Source organism: Castellaniella ginsengisoli (assembly GCF_040955415.1).
GTDB classification, from domain to species: domain Bacteria; phylum Pseudomonadota; class Gammaproteobacteria; order Burkholderiales; family Burkholderiaceae_B; genus Castellaniella; species Castellaniella ginsengisoli.
Genome location: NZ_CP158257.1, coordinates 1,495,552 through 1,510,081, shown reverse-complemented (window position 1 = coordinate 1,510,081; position 14,530 = coordinate 1,495,552). Strand labels below are relative to the sequence as shown.

Here is a 14,530-nt window from a genome sequence, read left to right as displayed (position 1 = left end):
ACCCCGGAATCAAAATCAGAACCCGACGACGCGCTGCGGCAACCAGGTGGCCAGGGCCGGGAACAGCACCACCAGCGCCAGGGTCGCGAACTGGATCAGGATGAACGGCACCACGCCTTTGCAGACCTGGCCATACTTCATGTCCGGCGGCGCGATCGAAAGCAGGTAGAAGATCGAGGATGCCATCGGCGGGGTCAGGTAGCTGGTCTGGATGACGATGATCACCAGCGTGCCGAACCAGATCGGATCGACGCCGGCCGCCGTGAGCACGGGCAGGAACAGCGGCACGCAGATCAGCACATTGGCGGTCCAGTCGAGCACGAAACCCAGCAGGAACACGATGCACAGGAACAGCACCAGGGTGCCCGACACCCCCAGGCCCATGTCGGAGATCAGCCCCTGGATCAGGCGTGACCCTCCGTTGGCGGCGAAAATTCCCGTAAACATGATACCGCCGGCCACGATCAGCATGATCATGGCGGAGATCCGCACGGTGATCGCCAGCGACTCCCGCATCACGGGCAGGCTGAACTTGCCGTAGCAGATGCACAAGATCAGCGCGCCGACCGCGCCGACGGCCGCAGCCTCGGTGGGCGAGGCGATGCCGGCCATCAGCGAGCCCAGCACGGCCACGATCAGCAGCATGGTGGGCAACAGGCCGCTGAGCGTGATCTTCAGCTTTTCCATCACCGGCAGACGCATGTCCGGATCGTCGGCCCGGGGGCCTTTCTTCGGATCCACGAGGCAGACGACGATGATGTACAGGATGAACAGCGCCACCATCACCAGCCCCGGGAACAGCATGGCGGCAAACAGCTCGCCCACCGAGATCTGCGCCAGCGAGGCATACACCACGGCCACCACCGAAGGCGGGATCATAGTGCCCAGCGAACCGCCCGCGCAGATGGTGCCTGCGATCAGGGAATTGTCGTAGCGAAAACGCTGCATGGCGGGAATGGCCATCAGGCCCACCATGACTTCGACCGCCCCCACCACGCCGGCGGCGGCGGCGAAGGTGGCGCCCATGGCGATGGTGGCCACGGCCAGGCCGCCGGGCAGCCGGCCCAGCCACAACTGCATGGTGCGGAACAGGCGTGCGGCGATCCCGGAGCGCTCCAGGATCGCGCCCATCAGCACGAACATGGGAATGGCCGACAGGATGTAGTTGGTGGCCGCCGAATACAGGCCGCCGTAGAGTTGGTTGAACACCTGATCGCCGAAAGCGAACCAGCCGGCCGCCAGGGCGGGAATGATCAGAGACAGGGAAACAGGGACGCCCAGGAAAATCAGCAGGAACATCCCCGGAAACATCAGGGCGGCGATGGTCGGATTCATCAGTGTTCCTTCTTGGCGTCGGAATCCAGGCCGCGGAAGGCCCGCAGACCCTCCACCGCCAATTGCAGGGTCAGGGCGGTCAACCCGATCGCAAAGCACAGGTAGAACGGCCACATCACCGGCGCCCAGGGGCTCACCGTCTCGACCTCATGCCGCACCCAGGCGCGCCAGGTGTGCGATGCGGCAATCCAGGACAGCATGCCGAAGAACGGCGCCAGGACCAACAGGTAGGCGACCCCCTGAACTCCATGGTTGAAACGGGCGGGCAGGCGGTTGCGCAGCACGTCGATACGGATGTGCGCGTCTTCCCGCAGGACGTAGGCCACGCCCAGCAGGAAGACGGCGCCATTGGCCATGTAGGCAATGTCGAAGGCCCAAACCGTGGGCGCATCGAATACGTAGCGGGCCACGACCTCATAGACCATGGCGATGGTCAGAACGGCCGCCGACACGCTGGCCAGTTGGGAAGCGCACCAGGATACGCCGTTTGCGAATCGGGTCAGGGCATTGAGCATCTCGGCCTCGCTAGGTAGGCGCGCGGATCAATCGCGCATCAGGTAGTTGCTCTCGGCCTTCCAGCGCTTGTGGTAGGCCTCGTAGTCGGCCAGCACCTCGGCCATGCCCGGTTTGCCGGCGGCCTTTTGCGCTTCGGCCGTCTTGTGCATCCAGTCATAGCCCGCATCGGACAACTGCTTCACGAATTCGGGGCTCAGGGTGATGATCTCGTTGCGTCCGGCGCGGTATTTTTCCATTGCTTTCATATCGGCGTCATAGAAATAGTCCAGGCTCTGCTCGGTGGTCAGTTGGGCGGCGGCCTCGATCAACGGTTTCAGGTCCGCAGGCACCTTGTCCCAGGTTTCCTGCTTGACGACCACTTCCCACATGAAGGTCGGCTGGTGCACGCCCGGCACGACGATGTACTTGGCCGCCTGGTGGAAACCTTCGGGCATATTGGCCGAGGGCGGAGCCCATTCCACGGCGTCCACACCCTTGCGCTGCAGCAGCGTATAGGTCTCGCCCGGCGGCACCACGGTCGGCACGGCGCCAAAATAATCGCGCATCACCTCGGCCCAGGGACCGGACGTGCGGTATTTCAGGCCCTTCAGGTCTTCCGCGCTGCGGATGGGCTTGTTGGCGTGGGCCATGATTTCAGAAGAACCGATCCCGACGATCATGGTCTTCAACCCCTGCCCGGCGCGCAGCTTCTCCAGCTTTTCCTTGCCGCCGCCCTGGTACAGCCAGGCTTTGTAGGTGTCCGGCCCCATGCCGCCCGGGAAGCCCGAGAAAATGGCGTTTTGCGGATCCTGGTTGACCAGGTAGCTGGACGTGGAGTGGCCGGCTTCAACCACGCCTTCGCGCACCGCATCGAACACCTTCAAGGCAGGCACGATGACGCCGGCGCCGAAAGGCTGGATCTCGACCCGGCCGGATGTAATCGTCTTAACGTTGGACGCGAAGCGCTCCAGGAAATTCTGATAGAAGGGCGAGCCTTCGGGCACGGAAGTCGGCACGCGCCAAGTCACGTCGGCCGCCGTCGCGGCCCCTGCGGTGCACATCGTCAAGGCCGCCACGGCCAGAGTACGGAAAATTTTCTTCATGGTCTCCCCCTTGAAGTATTGGACCGGCGCAGCTCGAACAGCACTCGCGCTATGCCTAGTCTAATATCCTATAAATATATTTACAACATATTTAGGGTAAACACCGAACTTGGCCTGTCGATGCCCGGCGCGGGGGTAACTGCACGGGCGCGCCCGCCGCATATGCTAGGCTCCCGTTCTCGACTTCACAGGAGTTGTGCCATGCCGACCATGCACATTGAATTGTTCGAGGGCCGCACCCCCGAAAAGAAACGCGAACTCGTCCGCGCCCTGACGGAGCGCACATGCGAAGTCCTGGGCTGCCAGCCGGACTCCGTGGACATCATCCTCACGGAAATCAGCAAGGACCGCTGGGCCACGGGCGGCGTACTCTGGTCCGAAAAGAGCTGACCCTGGCGCAAAGAGACGCCCTCGCTACTGGCCGACCAGACGCTCGACCTTCCGGCGCAACTCGGGATTCTCGCGCACGGCGCGGCTGATGCCGTTGTATTCGGCCACACTCATGCCGCCGGCCTCGACCTGGTCCACCATTTTCTGGTCGGCCTCGACACGCACCGCCTGCCTGGCCGGTTCGTCCTGGGCGGCCTCCAGCTTGGGCTGGTATTCCGCAGCCACCATGCCGACCTTGCGCACGGCCGCCGCATAACGCTGCAGTTGCTCGTCCGTCGGCTGATCCACCACCTCATAGGCCGCCTGGGCGTTCGCCGTCCGGACTACCGTCAAGGGGGCGGCCAGCCCCAGCGCAATGACGGAAGCCGCCAGAAACGCCCCGACACTGCGCAGCCCCTGGCTGCTCGCTGCCCCCCCAAGGGGGGAGCTTTCCGCCTTGGGACGGCCCGGCGGCGGAAACAGACCCCCCTCGCCGCGCAGCCCCTGGCCGCTCGCTGCCCCCCCAAGGGGGGGGCTTTCCGCCTTGGGACGGCCCGGCGGCGGAAAACCCTTCATCGCCTGATTCATCCTGGACTCCTGCGTTGGGTGATTGACGGTTTCATCATCACGGCGGAGCGGGCGTATTTCAAGTTTCCCGTTGTATAGGCCTGTGTCGCCATGACACAGGGATTTCCCTTCCCCTTCCGCCGCCAGCCTGCGCCAACCGGCATTAATAGCAGAACGTATATCCGAACTATAAGAACCTCGACATGCCGACGAGGCCAACACTTCGTTACGTTAGTGGGGCGCCGGATCAGGCGCCCGGCATCGCGAAATCCGCGTGGCCGCGTCCCTCGAAAAAGAAACCATTGGAGACATGATGCAAAAACAACCGCGACGCCTGCTGGCCGCCGCCTGCCTCGGACTCAGCGTATCCGCAGCGGGCACCGCCCACGCCGCCAACTGGAGCGACAACTTCATCGGCTATCGCTATAGCCCGTCATACACGGAACCTACGAATCCGGACACCGTCACGAAGAACGTCCTGTCCTTCACTCACGCCAGTGGCTACGACTACGGGCAGAACTTCCTGAACATCGACATCCTGCAATCCAGCAGCAACGATCCGGCCAGCGGCGGTTCGCGCAACGAAAGCAGCACGGGCGGCGCGACCGAGGCCTATCTGACTTACCGCCACCAGTTGCTCCTCGACAAAGTCTTCGATCACGACCTGGCCTTCGGGCCCGTCAAGGATGTGGCCTTGACGGCGGGTTTCGACCTGAACACGAAGAACACGGCGTTCGCCCCTCGCAAGCGCCTGCTGGTGCTTGGCCCAACGCTCAAGTTCGACGTGCCCAAAGGCTTTGTCGACCTGAGTCTGCTCTTAGGCAAAGAATGGAATCACTGCGGACTGGGCGCGCCGGCCTGTCCCGAGGCCAATGTCGCCTTCGATCCGCAGTGGATCGTGAGCCTGGCCTGGGGCCTGCCGTTCCAGGCAGGTTCGGTCCCCATGAAATTCCAGGGCTTCGCAAACTACAACAGCAAGAAGGGGCGCGACTACTCCGGCGTGGAAACCGAACCGGAAATCCTGGTGAGGGCCTCGCTCATGGCCGACGTCGGACAGATGATGTTCGACAGGAAGAACACCTTATGGGTCGGAGTCGGTTATGAATACTGGCACAACAAGTTCGGCAACCGCTACTACGGCAACGGCGCCAAGAAAGACGGCATCCTGACGACCGCTCCCACATTGCAAGTCGAATACCATTTCTGACCGCCCCGCAGCCGCCCATCCGAAACCGCTACACTGGAAACCCGAGGCGCTTCGGATGGGATACGAAACATGGATACGGATTTCTGGCTGCAACGCTGGACGCACGGGCAGACCGGCTTTCATCAGACCCGCGTCATGCCCTTGCTGCAAAAGCACTGGCCCGCGCTTGGCCTGCCGGCCGGCAGCCGGGTGCTGGTGCCCCTGGCCGGCAAATCCCTGGACGTCGCGTGGCTGGCGGCGCAGGGCCATGCCGTCCTGGCCGTCGAGCTTTCGCCGATCGCCGTGGAACAGTTCTTCACCGAACACGCGCTTCAGCCCGATCTCCACGCCACGGCCCGAGGCACCCTGTATCGCGCCGGCTCGATCGAGTTCCTGTGTGGTGACATTTTCGACCTGGATGAAACCTCACTGGCCGGCTGCTCGGCCTGCTATGACCGTGCGGCCCTGATCGCCCTGCCTGCGGACCTGCGCGCGCGCTACGTACGCCACGTCTATGGACACCTGCCCGCAGGCTGCCGCACCTTGCTGCTGACTTTGGATTACCCCCAGGCTGAAATGGACGGCCCGCCGTTCTCCGTGCCGGCGGCCGAGGTCCAGGCCCTCTACGGCGACCGTTGGCATATCGAAGCGCTGGAAACCCGGGACGTCCTGGCCCAGGAACCCAAATTCGCCGCACTCGGCCTCTCCCGCATGAATACGGATGTCTATCGCCTGACGGCCGTCTGAGCCGCACCGGAATGCCGCAAGCGGCCGCCCCATGCAATTTCCGCATGAAACCAACGATCGGCCGGGGAAAAGCAAAACACTAGAGGAATTATCCCCCCCTACTGGACCGATCAAGCGGCCAGGGTTTTCCCTAAGATAAAGGGATACCCTCTGCCGTATGGCGTCCCTCTTCGAATCCCCATGCAAAACGTCAAAATCAGTACGCGACTCGCCACAGCTTTCGGCTTCATCCTGTTTCTGGCGCTGATCCTGGCGCTGATCGGCATCTGGAATGCCCTCAGCACCCAGTCGATCACCAGGGAAATCAGCCAGCGCAACCAAACCGGCCAACTGATGAACCAATGGGCCCGGGATATCGACGTCCGCTCCAACCAGCTCATGGCCTACGCCCTGGTCGCCGACCCGGACATGATCGCGTACTTCAAGCAGGGGATCGACGAATCGACCGCCAGGATCAAGGATTACGCCCGGCAGGCCGACACGCTGTTCACCCAGCCCCGATCCCGGGCTCTTCTGCAGAAGGCCATGGCCGAGCGCGCCCAGTACCTGGACGTCCTGGGCACTATCTACAAGGCGCTCGACAACTACCAGAACCTGGCGGCGACCGAGATCGTCCGCAATCAATTGCCACAGCTCAACCAAAGCTATCTCGCCAGCATCGAAGCCCTGCGCGCCTACCAGCAGGAACAAATCGGCTTGGCCCAGCAGCAGGCAGCCGACCGGGCGCTGCTGAGCGAACAGATCCTGGCGATCGCCACCCTGCTGGCCCTGATCCTGGGGCCGCTGCTCGCCTGGCGTGTCATGCGCGCCATCACGATACCGCTGCGTCGCGCCGTCGCCGCAGCCGAAACCATCGCGCGCCGCGATCTCAGCCATGACATCCACGTCGACTCGAACAATGAGATCGGCCAGTTGCTGAACGCTCTGGCCACCATGACGCGGAACCTGCGCGGCGCCCTGGGCGAGGTGCGCAGCGGCTCGGATGCCATCGCCTCGGCCTCGGCGCAGATCAGCGCCGGCAACCTGGACCTGTCCTCGCGCACCGAGCAGCAGGCCAGTTCCCTGGCCGAGACCGCCGCCACCACCGAGCAGATCACCGCTACCGTGCGCCAGAACGCCGACAACGCCCAGCAGGCCAACACCCTGGCCGCCTCGGCCGCCAGGACCGCCACCGACGGCGGCGCCATCGTCGCCGAACTGGTCTCCACCATGAGCGAGATCAACACCAAGTCCCAGCAGGTCGCCGACATCATCGGCGTGATCGACAGCATCGCCTTCCAGACCAACATCCTGGCGCTGAACGCCGCCGTCGAGGCCGCCCGCGCCGGCGAACAGGGCCGCGGCTTCGCCGTGGTGGCCGCCGAAGTCCGGGCGCTGGCCCAGCGCTCGGCGGGCGCCGCCAAAGAGATCAAGGGCCTCATCGACACCTCGGTGGAATCGACCGCCAAGGGTAACGAGCAGGCCGCGCGCGCCGGGGCCACGATGCAGGACATCGTCGACAGCATCCACCGCGTCACCGACATCATGGGCGAGATCAGCGCGGCCAGCCGCGAGCAGACCACCGGCATCGAAGAGATCAATGCCGCCATCACGCAGATGGACGACGTTACCCGCCAGAACGCCAGCCTGGTCGAGGAATCGGCCGCCGCGGCCGGCAGCCTGCAAGAACAGGCCGACACCCTGGCGCGCCTGGCGTCCACCTTCACCCTGAGCCGGGACGCCGCCCAGCCACCCAGGCCCGCGCGCCTGCCCTCGGCTCCGGAGAAGGTCGTCAGCCCCGCGCCTCAAGCGCCCCGGCGCAGCGCCCGGGCAGACGCTCCGGCCCCCGCCGCCGCGAAGCCCGCCTTGCGCGCTCCGGGCCGGCCCGCCCCGGCCTCGGCCGGCGACGAAGAGTGGATCGATTTCTAGCGCCCCGACACTGCCCCCGGCCCGGCGTCCTCGCCGTCGGGCCGGTTCCCCCCATGCCCATGCGGGCTGTTTTCCGTCAGGCGCCCGCACCGCCCTCCCCATTTCCCGGCTGAACTGTGGCGACACCGGGCGCCTGTTATGCGCTTTGAAATCGGGGTCGCTTCGTACAATCAGACACAAACGATCGTTCGGCCCGCATCGGATGGCTGCCACCGTGGGCCCAGGAGACATTCAGCCATGACGCGAGTCCACCATGCGTAATCTCAAAATCGGCACCCGACTGGCCTTGGGCTTCGGGCTCATCATCGCTTTGCTGCTGGTCATGTCCGGCATCGGCGCCTGGCGCATGCTTGGCAGCCAGCAGGCCAACGCCAACCTCGAAGAACGGCAGATCGCCAACGCCCTGATCCTGCAATGGGCCCGCCAGGTCGAGGTCAACGCCAACCAGGCCCTGGCCGCCGCCAACCTGACCAATCCGGACGTGCTGGCGGTCTTCAAGCAGGGCATGGATGCCTCGGACCAGCAGGCGACCGACATCCGGGCCAAGATCGAACCCATGATCACCAGCGCAGAAGCCCGGGCGCTGTACGACGCCGCCATGCAGGTTCGCGAGGCCTACATCCAAGGGCGCACCCAGGCCTTCAAGGATCTGGACAACGGCGACTACGCCAAGGCCGATGCCTTCTTCAACCAGGAAATGCCCAAGATCACGGCCCAGTACATCGCCGAGATCGACAAGCTGTCCAAATTCCAGGGCAGCTACGTCACCCGGCTGTTCAACGAAAGCGAGCAAGCCACCGAACTGGGCCTGAGCATTCTGGCGGTGGCCACCCTGCTGGCCCTGATCCTGGGGCCGTTGTTCGCCTGGCGCGTGACGCGCTCGATCACCCATCCGTTGCGCCGCGCCGTCGATCTGGCCGGCGCCGTCGCCCGCCGCGATCTCAGCCACAACATCCAGCCCCAGGGCAAGGACGAGGTCACCTCCCTGGAGCAGGCGCTGCGCAACATGGCGAACGACCTGCGCAATGCCGTGAGCGAAATCCGCAGCGGCTCGGATGCCATCGCCTCGGCCTCGGCGCAGATCAGCGCCGGCAACCTGGACCTGTCCTCGCGCACCGAACAGCAGGCCAGCTCCCTGGCCGAGACCGCCGCCACGATGGAAGAGATCACCGCCACCGTGCGCCAGAACGCCGACAACGCCCAGCAGGCCAACACCCTGGCCGCCTCGGCCGCCAAGACCGCCACCGACGGCGGCGCCATCGTCGCCGAACTGGTCTCCACCATGAGCGAGATCAACACCAAGTCCCAGCAGGTCGCCGACATCATCGGCGTGATCGACAGCATCGCCTTCCAGACCAACATCCTGGCGCTGAACGCCGCCGTCGAGGCCGCCCGCGCCGGCGAACAGGGCCGCGGCTTCGCCGTGGTGGCTTCCGAAGTCCGAGCGCTGGCCCAGCGCTCGGCGGGCGCTGCCAAAGAGATCAAGGGCCTCATCGACACCTCGGTGGAATCGACCACCAAGGGCAACGAGCAAGCCTCGCGCACCGGCGCCACGATGCAGGACATCGTCGATAGCATCAACCGCGTCACCGACATCATGGGCGAGATCAGCGCGGCCAGCCGCGAGCAGACCACCGGCATCGAGGAAATCAACTCCGCGGTCACCCAGATGGACGACGTCACCCGCCAGAACGCCAGTCTGGTCGAGGAATCGGCCGCCGCGGCCGGCAGCCTGCGGGAGCAGGCCGACACCCTGGCGCGCCTGGTGGGCACCTTCACCCTGAGCCGGGACGGCGCCGCCGCCGGCCCGGACGCGCAAACGCGTGCCGGCGCCCAGCCGGGCACGGCCTCGGGCGCCCCCGGCGCGAACAACGCCGCCCAGCCACCCAAGCCCGCGCGCCTGCCCTCGGCTCCCGAGAAGGTCGTCAGCCCCGCGCCTCAAGCGCCCCGGCGCAGCGCCCGGGCAGACGCTCCGGCCCCCGCCGCCGCGAAGCCCGCCCTGCGGGCCCCGGGAAAACCGGCGCCGGCCTCGGCCGACACCGAGGAGTGGACGGAGTTCTAAAGCACGGTCTTCGGCAGCCCCCCTCTGCGCCCCCGGGGCGGCCTGCCAGGCCTTTTCATTACAATCGCGAGAGATTCGCGCAACGGCCCGCAATCGCGGGCCGTCTTTCATTCAGGAGACATCGCCGTGAACATCCGCTTCTCCAGCGCCGCCCTCGCGGCCGCCCTGGCCCTGGTCCTTCCGCTCCATGCCCATGCCCAGGTGAAGGTCGGCGTGGTGGTATCCGCCACCGGCCCGACGGCCCTGGTCGGCATTCCGCAGAAAAACACGGTTCCCCTGCTGCCCACCCAGGCGGGCGGCCAGTCCATCGAATACATCACGCTGGATGATGCCAGCGACCCGACGCAGACGGTCACGGCCTTCAAGAAATTGATCAGCGAAACGCACGTGGACGCCCTGATCGGCCCCACCGGCTCGCCCAACGCGATGAGCGTGCTGCAGTTCGCTGCGGAATCCGGCACGCCGATGCTGGCTCCGGTAGGCGCCGCGTCGGTCGTGCTGCCCATGACCGAGCAGAAAAAATGGGCCTTCAAGACCACCCAGAATACCGGCATCATCGCCCAGGCCCTGGTTGAAGACATGGTCGGACGCGGCATCAAGACCGTCGGTTTCATCGGTTTCGCCGATGCCTACGGCGATGACTGGCACCAGGTCTTCAGCCGCATGGCCCAGGAGGCAGGCCTGGACTTGATCGCCACCGAACGCTACCAGCGCACCGACAGCTCCGTCACCGGGCAGGCATTGAAACTGCTGGCGGCCAGGCCCGACGCCATCCTGATTGCCGGCACGGGCGGCGCCGCCGCATTACCGCAAACCACCCTGGCGCAGCAAGGCTACAAAGGCCGCTTCTACCAGACTCACGGCGCCGCTCTGCCTGCCTTTCTGAAGTTCGCCGGTCCGGCGGCCGAAGGCACCATCCTGGCCGCCGGCCTGATGCTCGTCCTGCCCGAGATCCCTGACAGCAACCCTTCCAAGCCCATCGTTCAGGATTACATCCAGCGCTACGAAGCGATGCATGGCGAAAAACCCGCCACCTTCGGGGCCAATGTCTACGATGCCGGCCTGCTGCTGCAGCATGCCATCCCCGCAGCGCTGAAATCCGCCCAGCCGGGCACCCCGGAGTTCCGCCGCGCATTGCGCGACGCCCTGGAGCAAACGCACGAACTGGTGGCGACCCAGGGGGTCTACAGCATGACGCCCGAAGACCACAGCGGTTTCGACCAGCGCGGGCGCGAACTCATCACCGTCAAGAACGGCGCCTGGACGCTGCTTCGCTGACCGTCATGCCGGGTCAGCCCGCAGCGGCCGACCCGCTCCCCGGCTCGTTCTGGGCATCCAGCTTCTTTTTCAGGGACTCCAGCGGCATCGCGCCGTTGACGCGGCTGCCATCGGCAAAGAACAGCGCGGGCGTGCCCTGCACATTCAGCTTGCGACCCAGCGCCAGGTTGGCCTGGATCGGCGTCTCGCATTCGGCCTGCGCCGGGGCCTCGCCGTTCAGCATCCAGGCTTTCCAGGCCTTGGCGGGGTCGGCCGCGCACCAGATGTCACGCGAACGGGTGGTGGAATCCGGCGAGAGGATCGGGAACAGGAAGGTGTAGACCGTCACGTCATCCACCTCTTCGAGGGTCCGGTGCAACTGCTTGCAATAGCCGCAATTGGGATCCTCGAAGACGGCGACCTGGCGCGTGCCGTCGCCCTTGACCTGCTTGATCGCGCGATCCAGCGGCAGGCTGTCGAAGGCCACCTGCTGCAAAACCTCGAGCCGCTCGGCCGTCAGGTCGCGACGCGCATGGGCATCGATCATCGATCCTTGCAGCACATAATCCACCTGGGCGTCGGTGTACAGCAGGTCCATCCCGACCTGAACCTCGAAAATCCCGTTCATGGGGGTCACCCGGACGGCATCCACGCGGATCCCGGGAAACCGCTGCTCAAAGGCGCGGGAGACGGCTTGAGCCGAATCGGCCTGGGCGGGAGCCGTCGACAGCACGCGATCGGCCGTGCCGTCGCGGGCGGGCACGGGCGCCTCGGCCCCGCCGGCCGTCCGGGTGCTCAAGACCTGGTCGGCGGCCGGCTGCGCCTGGGCGGTCAAACTGGCGCACAACAACAGCGCGGCCAGGCTCAGGGAGTGTTTCATGGAAAGAACCTCAAAAGACGAACCGGCGTTCAATCGCCGGCGGCAGCCTGGATCAGGCGGCGTTTCAGGAAGGGCACGCCGTCAACGAGACGCATGCCCTGGTTGCGTGCCCAGGCGGTCGGCGCGTTCGAGGCGCCGAACAGCCGGTGCAGGCCGTCGGTGACCAGGCCCATGGCCTGGACGGGCTCGGCCCGCCGACGGCGGTACCGCGCCAGAACCCGAGGATCGCCGGGCGTACGGTGCGGTTCGCGCATCCGCAGGACGTCCACCAGTTCCCGCACGTCGCCCAGCCCAAGGTTCAAGCCTTGGCCGGCGAGCGGGTGGACCCGGTGCGCGGCGTCTCCGATGAGCGCAACGCCAGGGGCCGTCATCGCGCTGCGCTCAAGCGTCAGGGGGAAGCCCTGGGGCCGCGTGCGCAGGCGCAGCGCCCCCAGGCGGTCTCCTGTGATGGCGCGCGCATGCGCGGCCAGGAAAGCCTGCTGGGCGTCGCCGTCCAGCGCCAGCCATTGACGCGCGCGGCCCTCATGCATCGACCAGACCAGAGAGGCTTGCGGACCGTCCGCCGTATCCGGCATGGGCAGCAAGGCGAACACGCTGTCGCCGGTGAACCATTGGCAGGCGCGATTCTGATGGGACCGCCCGATGTCCAGGTGCGCGACCACCCCCATGTCGCCATAGGGCGTGTAATGATGCTCGATGCCGGCCGCCAGCCGCACCGGGGAGCGCGCGCCATCCGCGCCCACCAGCAGCGCCGCCTCCAGCGCGCGGCCTTGCGCCGTCGTGATCCGCACGCCCGGGGCGCGGGCCTCGAGCCGCTCGAAGCGGTCCTCGTGCCAGGCGATCCCCATGACCTGCACGGCCTGCTGGAGTGCGCGTTCGATCTCACCGGACTCGACGATCCAGGCGAGTGCGTCGCGCGCATCCTGCCAGGCGGACAGGTCCAGGCGCCCGTCGGCATCGCCATGAATCTCCATGGCTTCGACGGCGGTGATACGGCGCGTATCCATCAGCCGCCAGGCGCCCAGCTTATCGAGCAGGTCGCGGCTGGCCGGCGAAATCGCATAAACGCGCGGATGGTAGTCGTCGACGGCGCGCGCGGCCGGCGCCTGGCGCGGCCCCAGCAGGGCGGCGGGCAGGCCCGCCCGGGCCAGCCCCAGCGCACACGCCAGGCCGGCAATGCCGGTGCCGCAGACGAGAATGGGTTCCTGATTCTTCATTCGAGCATCTTACCGCGCCGCGCGCCCGAGCGAATGCCCCCCGCCAAGGAAAGCCGGGTTCCCGGCGGGGTGTCCGCCGCCGTCAGCGCGCCGACGGCGCCCCGGCCCGCGCAGGCCACAACAGCCACATCCGCCCGGACTGCTTCATGCGGCCGGCGCGCGCGCCGGCCTCGTCTCCGGTGCCCCAGTAGAAATCGGCCCGGGCCGCGCCCTTGATCGCCGCGCCCGTGTCCTGGGCGAACACCAGCCGCCGCATCGGGGCGGCGCCGCCCTGGGGCCCGATATCGAGGAAGACCGGCGTGCCCAGCGGCACGAAGGCGGGGTCGACCGCGATGGAGCGCTGCGCCAGCAGCGGCACCCCATAGGCGCCACGGGGGCCAAGCTCGGGATCGATGATGGCTTCCTCGCGGAAAAACACCATGGCCGGATTGACGTTCAGCAACTCCGGCACACGCTCGGGATGCGCGCGCGCCCAGGCCTTGATGTTCTGCATGGAAGCCCGGGCCAGCGGCATCTCGCCCTGCCGTGCCAGCCACTGGCCGATGGAGACGTACGGCCGGCCGTTGTGATCGGCATAGGCCAGGCGCAAGACACCGCCATCGGGCAGGACGGCGCGCCCCGATCCCTGGATCTGCAGAAAAAAGGCCTCGACCGGATCATCCGCCCAGACGATCGCGGCGGGCTGGCGGGCCGGGTCGGAGGCGATCTGGGCACGCGTGTCGTAGGGCACTACCCGGCGGCCTTCGAGTTTGCCGCGCACCCGCTTGCCGGCGAGTTCCGGATACACCGCGCCCAGATCGACGATCAGCAGGTCGTCCGGTACGGCGTAGAGAGGCCACTGATAGGCGCCTCCACGGGTCCGCGAGGCCCGGATGAGCGGTTCGTAATAACCCGTCACGGTGCCGACGGCGGCCAGCCCGGCGCCATCGTCGAGCCGCCAGGGCCGCAACTGATCCTGCAGGAACTGGCGCACGGCGGGCCCGCCGGCCTGGGCCCCCAGGCCGGACTGTACCGCCGCCTGGCAGACTGGCTGCCAGGCCCGGGGCGCCGCACGCGCGGGCAGCGCCAACGAGCCCGATACCGGTCGCATCAGGCCGCGGCAATCATTCAGCAACGCCTTCCAGACATGCCTCAGGTCGTCGCCCGCCCATCCCGGCACACTGTCCCAGGAAACAGGCGTATAGCGCCCCTGCAAGGGCCGCGCAGGCGTTTCCGGCAACGCCGACAGCGGCGGAACGGCCAGGGGCTGCTCGCCCGGCACCGCCACGCCAGGCCCGCCGCCGGAAGCGGGCTCTTCGAGCGGCACGGTGGAGCACGCGCTCAGAACGGCCAGCACGGCCACAAACCACAAATGCTTTTTCATGCGGGGGGGCACTAAAATGGAGGCTGCAAAACCGTCATCAT

General features: G+C 66.5%; 13 protein-coding genes. 6 read left to right on the top strand and 7 right to left on the bottom strand.

The features are described 5' to 3' along the window. Window positions 1-15: 15 nt before the first annotated feature. The 3 genes from ABRZ00_RS07165 to dctP are packed head-to-tail and all read right to left on the bottom strand — an operon-like array spanning window position 16 to window position 2,933. The gene (locus ABRZ00_RS07165) at window positions 16-1,335 is read right to left on the bottom strand and encodes a TRAP transporter large permease subunit (RefSeq protein WP_368642483.1); all 1,320 of its coding nucleotides are present in this window, start codon (window positions 1,333-1,335) and stop codon (window positions 16-18) included. Beyond that, window positions 1,335-1,850, bottom strand: coding sequence for a TRAP transporter small permease subunit (locus ABRZ00_RS07160; RefSeq protein WP_368642484.1), 516 nt, complete (start codon window positions 1,848-1,850; stop codon window positions 1,335-1,337). The genes ABRZ00_RS07165 and ABRZ00_RS07160 overlap by 1 nt, the downstream gene beginning before the upstream one ends. A gap of 27 nt (window positions 1,851-1,877) precedes the next feature. After that, window positions 1,878-2,933, bottom strand: coding sequence for a TRAP transporter substrate-binding protein DctP (dctP, locus tag ABRZ00_RS07155; protein ID WP_368647636.1), 1,056 nt, complete (start codon window positions 2,931-2,933; stop codon window positions 1,878-1,880). 162 nt (window positions 2,934-3,095) lie between these two features. Here dctP and ABRZ00_RS07150 point away from each other — a divergent pair, with 162 nt between their 5' ends. Beyond that, complete coding sequence (locus tag ABRZ00_RS07150) at window positions 3,096-3,323, top strand: 4-oxalocrotonate tautomerase (RefSeq protein ID WP_368642486.1); 228 nt, start codon at window positions 3,096-3,098, stop codon at window positions 3,321-3,323. Window positions 3,324-3,347: 24 nt separating this feature from the next. Here the strand turns inward: ABRZ00_RS07150 and ABRZ00_RS07145 are convergent, their stop codons facing one another. Beyond that, window positions 3,348-3,890 (bottom strand): DUF4168 domain-containing protein, encoded by a 543-nt coding sequence (locus ABRZ00_RS07145; protein WP_368642487.1) that lies wholly within the window; start codon window positions 3,888-3,890, stop codon window positions 3,348-3,350. Window positions 3,891-4,179: 289 nt separating this feature from the next. Here ABRZ00_RS07145 and ABRZ00_RS07140 point away from each other — a divergent pair, with 289 nt between their 5' ends. The 5 genes from ABRZ00_RS07140 to ABRZ00_RS07120 all read left to right on the top strand — a co-directional run bounded on the left by ABRZ00_RS07140 (window position 4,180) and on the right by ABRZ00_RS07120 (window position 11,050). Beyond that, on the top strand, window positions 4,180-5,076 hold the full coding sequence (locus ABRZ00_RS07140) for a hypothetical protein (protein ID WP_368642488.1): 897 nt from the start codon (window positions 4,180-4,182) through the stop codon (window positions 5,074-5,076). A gap of 69 nt (window positions 5,077-5,145) precedes the next feature. Beyond that, on the top strand, window positions 5,146-5,802 hold the full coding sequence (locus ABRZ00_RS07135) for a thiopurine S-methyltransferase (RefSeq protein WP_368642489.1): 657 nt from the start codon (window positions 5,146-5,148) through the stop codon (window positions 5,800-5,802). 180 nt (window positions 5,803-5,982) lie between these two features. Then, complete coding sequence (locus ABRZ00_RS07130) at window positions 5,983-7,710, top strand: methyl-accepting chemotaxis protein (protein ID WP_368642490.1); 1,728 nt, start codon at window positions 5,983-5,985, stop codon at window positions 7,708-7,710. 253 nt (window positions 7,711-7,963) lie between these two features. Continuing rightward, on the top strand, window positions 7,964-9,772 hold the full coding sequence (locus tag ABRZ00_RS07125; RefSeq protein ID WP_368647635.1) for a methyl-accepting chemotaxis protein: 1,809 nt from the start codon (window positions 7,964-7,966) through the stop codon (window positions 9,770-9,772). A gap of 132 nt (window positions 9,773-9,904) precedes the next feature. After that, window positions 9,905-11,050 carry an ABC transporter substrate-binding protein gene (locus tag ABRZ00_RS07120; RefSeq protein ID WP_368647891.1) on the top strand — a complete coding sequence of 382 codons (1,146 nt, stop codon included), beginning with the start codon at window positions 9,905-9,907 and terminating at the stop codon, window positions 11,048-11,050. 13 nt (window positions 11,051-11,063) lie between these two features. Here ABRZ00_RS07120 and ABRZ00_RS07115 read toward each other — a convergent pair whose 3' ends face one another. From ABRZ00_RS07115 to ABRZ00_RS07105, 3 genes are all read right to left on the bottom strand, one after another. After that, entirely contained in the window at window positions 11,064-11,909 is an 846-nt protein-coding gene (locus ABRZ00_RS07115; protein WP_368642492.1) for a DsbC family protein, read from the bottom strand. A 29-nt stretch (window positions 11,910-11,938) separates the two neighbouring features. Next, the gene (locus ABRZ00_RS07110) at window positions 11,939-13,126 is read right to left on the bottom strand and encodes an FAD-dependent monooxygenase (RefSeq protein ID WP_368642493.1); all 1,188 of its coding nucleotides are present in this window, start codon (window positions 13,124-13,126) and stop codon (window positions 11,939-11,941) included. 82 nt (window positions 13,127-13,208) lie between these two features. Continuing rightward, window positions 13,209-14,489, bottom strand: a complete 1,281-nt coding sequence (locus ABRZ00_RS07105; RefSeq protein ID WP_368642494.1) for a murein transglycosylase A — start codon at window positions 14,487-14,489, stop codon at window positions 13,209-13,211. Window positions 14,490-14,530: the final 41 nt, after the last annotated feature.